Genomic DNA, 6343 nt, shown 5'->3' with positions numbered 1-6343 from the left:
GTTTACACTTTTGAAAGCGAAAATGAAGCAGGATGTACAAATACAGCCACGTTGAATTTGACCATCAACAGCAGTACCACTTCAGAAGAAACTGCAACAGCGTGTGACAGTTACACTTGGAACGGAACTGAATATACAACTAGCGGCGTTTACACTTTTGAAAGCGAAAATGGAGCAGGATGCATCAATACAGCAACGTTGAATTTGACCATCAATGCAAAACCAGAAGCAACCATCACAGGCAATGTTGAATTGACTTGTGCAACTACAGAGATTACCTTAGATGCAAGTGGAACGTCAGTTCAAGGCACACCAAGTTATGTATGGAACACAGGAGCAACTACACCAACAATTGTTGTTACAGCGCCAGGTGAGTATTCAGTAATAGTAACAGGAAGTGACAATGGATGTTCAGCAACGGCAACAACGACAGTGACACAAAATACCACGCCACTGGTTGTAATAATAAGCGGTAATGAAGAATTGACTTGTAATGTGACAAGCATTACTTTAGATGCCGGCGGAACAACGGTTCAGGGAACAGCAACTTATTTATGGAACACAGGAGAAACAACGTCTTCCATAGAAGTTGACGAGACTGGAGACTATACCGTTGCGGTAACGGACAGTTACAGTGGATGCTCAGGAGCATTGACCATTTCGGTAACGGAGAATTATACGCCAGCTGAAATTTCAGGAGGTTCATCATCACTTTGTATAGAAGATGTAAATCTGGATTTAACCACCTTATTAGGCAGCGACTTCGTTTCAGGAGGAACCTGGACAGATGATTTAAACAGCGAAGGCTTAACAGGAAACACTTTTAATCCTTCAATAGTGAACTTGGGAGATTACCAGTTTACTTACACAGAACCAGGAGACTGTGGTAGAATTATTACGGTATCTGTAAATGTTAATGATGACTGTGTGGTATTGGCGTGTTCAACAGAAGATATGATAATTTCAAAAGTTGTGACTCCAAACAATGACGGCTTCAATGACAATTTTGAAATCATCGGATTGGAAGACTGTGATTTTACCTTTGGCGTAAAAATATTCAACCGTTGGGGTAAAATTGTTTATCAATCAGACAATTATTTGAATAACTGGAATGGCAAAAATGACGGTTCCGGAATACAAATAGGATCTAATAATGACTTACCGACAGGAACGTACTATTATATAGTCACCGTTTCAGGAGGAACAGGATTTAAACCAATAACAGGATACATTTATTTAGGTACTCATTAATTAAAATAGAACTATGAAACGTATAATTATAATAATAGTATTGCTGATCACAGGTTTTGAATATTCAAACGCCCAGCAATTGCCGCAGTTCACCCAATATATGTACAACACAATTGCTGTAAACCCCGCTTATGCAGGGAGCAGAAATGCATTAAGCATAGTTGCGTTAAACAGAAACCAGTGGGCAGGATTTGATGGAGGACCAGAAACCCAGACGTTGTCAATTCATTCTCCTTTGAGAAATGAAAAAGTAGGGTTGGGATTGTCTTTAATAAATGACAAATCAGGTTATGAGAACTTTACCTATGTATATGGAGATTTTTCTTATACCATTCAGGCGAGTGAAGAAGTTAAAGTGAGCTTTGGTTTAAAAGCAGGGATGACCTATTACAAATTGGCCGATGAGTTGTACAATGCAACAGAAGTCAATCAGGATCCTTATTTTAACGAAAGATTAAACAGATGGAATGCAAATTTTGGCGCCGGGGTTTTATTTCACAGCAATAGATGGTATGTAGGGCTTTCAACGCCAAAAATCATCAATCACGATTTAAATAACGAGACAGAGTTTAAAGCATTGGAAAGAGTTCATTATTATGCCATAGGAGGCTATGTTTTTGACTTAAGCGAAAGCCTGAAATTTAAACCGTCCTTTATGTTTAAACACACCGATGGAGTGCCCCTTTCAACAGATTTAACGGCAAACTTTTTGTTTAACGAGAAGTTTTGGTTGGGAGGTTCTTACAGGATTAACGGACAACAGGAAGCCATTGGCGCCTTAGTGGACTTTCAGGTTACTGACCAGTTTAGGGTTGGCTACACCTATGAAATTCCAACAGGGGAAATTCGACCATATACTTCAGGATCACATGAGATATTGTTGATGTATGAGTTTAAGTTTATGAAAAACAAACAAAAATCGCCTAGATATTTCTAACCGAACAAAGATGAATATTATGAAAAATATAAAACTTTTATGTATAGCTTTTGTTTTGATAAGCGCATCCACATTTGGTCAGACAGCAAAACAAAAGAGAGCCGAAAGACAGTTTAACAACTTTTCGTTTGTAAAGTCAATAGACACCTATGAAAAGCTGATTGACACAAGTTTTAATAAGTATTACGCAATGCGACAATTGGGAGATGCTTACATTATGTTGCGCCAGCCCGAAAAAGCTTTGCCAATTTATGAGAAGGTGGTTCAACAGCCAAACGTACCATCTGAATATTATTTTTACTATGCGCAAACCTTAAGGGCCAACGGAGAGTATGAAGCGTCAAAAGAGTGGATGAAGAAATATAGAGATGCCGGCAATAAAGAAGATTCGAGGGTTAAGAGATTCTTCAAAAACGAAGATTTGGCAAGCGGAATTTTTAATGCGAGAGAGAAAAACTTCCTAAAGAAAGTGGATTTCAATAGCAAATTAAATGATTTTGGCGCCGTAGAATTAAACGACCAAATTGTATTCACTTCCTCAAGTGATGAAGGCGTTTCAGTAAAAAGGCTTTATGCCTGGGACGGACAGCCACTATTGGATATGTACCAAGTTCCAACGGAAGGTGCCTCATTGGCAACAACTAAAAAGCTGGAAGGCGACGTGAATACCATTCAGCATGATGGTCCGGCAACCTTTAGTGCCGATGGCACCAAAATGTATTTCTCAAGAAATAATTTTTATGAGAACAAGAAAATCACCAATGACAAAGGCATAATGCTAATGGGTATATTTAGCGCTGAACTTATTGATGGAAAATGGACAAACGTAAAACCTTCAAACCTTAACAATGCCAATTATATAGTATACCACCCATCATTAAGCCAGGATGGCAAAAAATTATATTTTTCATCTGACATGCCTGGAGGTATAGGAGGTACAGATATATATGTTAGTGATGTCAATCCTGACGGTTCATTGGGTACGCCTGCAAATTTAGGAGATATTGTAAACACGGAAGGAAATGAATCATTTCCATTCATCCATTCTGAAGAAGGAACCTTATATTTCTCTTCTGATGATCATGTAGGTGCAGGTCTTTTGGACATATTTGCAGCCGTAAAAGGTGAAAATGACAATATTGTGAACGTGATTAATTTGGGCGAACCAATCAACAGTGAAAAAGACGATTTCGCCTATTATTTGTCACCAGACGGACTTAGTGGCTATATTTCTTCCAACAGAAAAGGTGGCATGGGAGGCGATGATATTTATGCTTTTACCAGAATACCACCGTTGACATTGAAAGGACGTATTTTCGACGCCGTCAACGGAGAGCCTGTTGCAGGCGCAAAAGTGGTTTTGGCACGCAAAAATGGTGAAGAAATTGCCTATTTCATAACGGAAGCAGATGGTGCTTACGAACATTTGATAGACAGGGACAGCGAATTTGTATTGAAAGGATCCAAAGCAAAATTCCAGGACGTGCAAAAGGATTTCAGTTCTTTTGGTCTGGAAAAAGAAAGAGAACTTATTGTTGATTTAAACATTCCAATGGCACCTATAGAAGATGTTGTTATCTTGGCCGATTTGAACACCATCTATTTTGATCTGGACAAATCTAATATTAGACCGGATGCAGCGTTAGAGTTAGACAAGGTTGTGAATTTAATGAACAAATATCCGGGAATGGTAATCAGACTGGAATCACATACCGACAGCAGGGCAGATGACAATTATAATATTAGACTGTCCAACAGTAGGGCGAAATCAACCTATGATTATATCATTTCAAAAGGGATAGATTCGCAAAGAATACCGAAGTATGAAGGATTTGGAGAAAGCCAATTGATCAATAAATGTTCAAATGGTGTACCATGTACTGAAGAACAGCATCAGTTAAACAGAAGAACAGAGTTCATTATTCTGCAAATGAAATAAACAAAATAGCAGTCGTAACATTAATATACTCTTGATTATACTACCGTTGTGGGGACGACAATTTCTCAAGATATGATGTGCGGCTGCTTCTTTTATTGATTATTAAAATAAAAAACAGCGCATTTAAAAAAAAATGCGCTGTTTGTATTTATAGGTTACCCGATTTAAGTTATTTCAGCAGTCCGGCTCTTTTTAATAAGGCTGTATTATTTGGTTTTTTGCCTCTAAAATTGACGTACAATTTCATAGGTTTATCTGTACCTCCTTTTGATAGCACATTGTCTTTAAATTTTTGTGCAGTAGGTTTGTCAAAAATTCCATTTTCTATAAATAAAGCAAAAGCATCGGCATCCAATACTTCAGCCCATTTGTAGGAATAATATCCTGACGAATATCCGCCCTGAAAAATATGTGAAAAAGAAGTGCTCATACAGTTTTCTTTGATATCAGGAAATAATTGGGTGTTTTTAAAAGATAAGGTCTCAAACTCCTTCACATTTTTTATTTCTGAAGGATCTTTTGAATGATAATTCATGTCTAAAATTCCTAAACTCAGCTGACGTAAAGTCTGCATTCCTTCTAAAAAATTAGATGCTTTTTTAATTTTATCAACCAATTCCATTGGAATTGGCTCATTTGTTTCAAAGTGTTTTGCAAACAGGTTCAAGGCTTCTTTTTCGTAACACCAATTTTCTAACAATTGGCTTGGAAGCTCAACAAAATCCCAATAAACGTTTGTACCCGATAAACTTGGATAGTTTGTGTTAGCCAACATTCCGTGCAATGCATGCCCAAATTCATGAAACAATGTGGTCACTTCATTAAAAGTCAATAAGGAAGGTTTCGTTTCCGTAGGTTTGGTAAAATTGCAAACTATTGAAATGTGCGGTCTTGAGTTTTCACCATCTTCCATCCACTGGCCTTTAAATGAAGTCATCCAGGCGCCATCACGCTTTCCTTTTCTAGGGAAAAAATCGGCATACAATATTGCAATATAATTGCCAGAAGTATCAGTTACTTTAAAGGTTTTAACATCTGCATGGTATTTGTCAACAGTATAAATTTCTTCAAAAACCAAGTCGTATAATTTGTTGGCTACCTCAAATACCCCTTCAATAACATTTTGCAATTTGAAATAGGGTTTTAACTGTTCTTCCTCCAAATCAAAAAGTGCTGTTTTTAATTTTTCCGAATAATAGGCGCTATCCCATTTTTGTAGTTTTTTAATACCGTCTCTTTTTGCAAAATCCGACAGTTTTTTAAATTCTTCTTCAGCGGCAGGTTTCGCTTTTGTCAGCAGGTCTTCTAAAAAATCAATTACGATTTTGGGATTTTCGGCCATTCGTTCTTCCAATACAAAGTGTGAATGTGTTTTGTAGCCTAATAAATTCGCCCTTTTATTGCGGAGTTTTACAATATTTAATAAAATTTGCTGGTTGTCATTTTTATTGTTTTTGAACGCTTTCTCTCCAAAAGCGATAGCCATTTTTTTTCTGAGAGTTCTGTTGTCAGCGTACATCATAAATGGAATATAGCTCGGGTAATCCAGTGTAAAAATATAGCCTTCCTTATCTTTTTCTTTCGCTGTCAATTGGGCAGCTTCAAGGGTGTTTTCGGGCAATCCTTTCAAATCATTTTTATCAGTTAAATGAAGTTCAAAAGCATTTGTTTCGGCCAAGACGTGCTCACCAAACGTTAATTTTAATTTGGAAAGTTCTGAATCAGTTTTCCGAAGTTCCGTTTTATCGTCCTCATTTAAATTTGCGCCGTTTCGCACAAAACTTTTATAGGAATTGGTTAATAAAGTATCCTGTTCTGTCGTTAAATTAAGTGCATCTTTGCCCTCATAAATTTGCTTAACCCTTTTAAACAATAGTTCATTTAATCTGACATCATTTGAAAATTCAGAAAGCATTGGAGAAATCTCTTGGGCAATTTTTTGAATTTCATCATTGGTTTCGGCAGAATTTAAATTAAAAAAGACACTTGACATTCTATCCAGTTTTTTGCCCCCAAATTCTAACGCTAAAAGGGTATTTTCAAAAGTAGGAGCTGCAATGTTGTTTGCGATGGCATCAATTTCATCTTTCGCCAGCTTAATTCCTTCAATAAATGCAGGTTTAAAATGATGGTTTTTTATTTTTGAAAATGGCGCCGTTGAAAATGGCGTTTTAAATTCATCTAATAATGGATTGCTCATATTAAATTGTGTAATT

The 6343-nt window shown here is 36.9% G+C and carries 4 protein-coding genes; 3 read left to right on the top strand and 1 reads right to left on the bottom strand.

What is annotated here, in order from left to right:
* From ABY285_RS03310 to ABY285_RS03300, 3 genes are all read left to right on the top strand, one after another.
* On the top strand, positions 1-1251 hold a 1251-nt coding region (locus tag ABY285_RS03310; protein WP_372766993.1), incomplete at its 5' end, for a gliding motility-associated C-terminal domain-containing protein.
* Between the two features lie 13 nt (positions 1252-1264).
* Positions 1265-2188, top strand: coding sequence for a type IX secretion system membrane protein PorP/SprF (locus ABY285_RS03305; protein ID WP_372766991.1), 924 nt, complete (start codon positions 1265-1267; stop codon positions 2186-2188).
* 19 nt (positions 2189-2207) lie between these two features.
* Entirely contained in the window at positions 2208-4127 is a 1920-nt protein-coding gene (locus tag ABY285_RS03300; protein WP_372766989.1) for an OmpA family protein, read from the top strand.
* A 169-nt stretch (positions 4128-4296) separates the two neighbouring features.
* Here ABY285_RS03300 and ABY285_RS03295 read toward each other — a convergent pair whose 3' ends face one another.
* Entirely contained in the window at positions 4297-6327 is a 2031-nt protein-coding gene (locus tag ABY285_RS03295) for a M3 family metallopeptidase (protein WP_372766987.1), read from the bottom strand.
* Between the last annotated feature and the right edge of the window lie 16 nt (positions 6328-6343).

Source organism: Lutibacter sp. (assembly GCF_041555395.1).
Classification (GTDB): domain Bacteria; phylum Bacteroidota; class Bacteroidia; order Flavobacteriales; family Flavobacteriaceae; genus Lutibacter.
Note: the sequence above shows the minus strand (reverse complement) of the source record. Positions and strands in the feature narration are given on the sequence as shown.

Bases quoted from the DNA above. Each gene is read 5' to 3' on its own strand.
- ABY285_RS03305 (WP_372766991.1), top strand. From the start codon at position 1,265: ATGAAACGTATAATTATAATAATAGTATTGCTGATCACAGGTTTTGAA.
- ABY285_RS03300 (WP_372766989.1), top strand. From the start codon at position 2,208: ATGAAAAATATAAAACTTTTATGTATAGCTTTTGTTTTGATAAGCGCA.
- ABY285_RS03295 (WP_372766987.1), bottom strand. From the start codon at position 6,327: ATGAGCAATCCATTATTAGATGAATTTAAAACGCCATTTTCAACGGCG.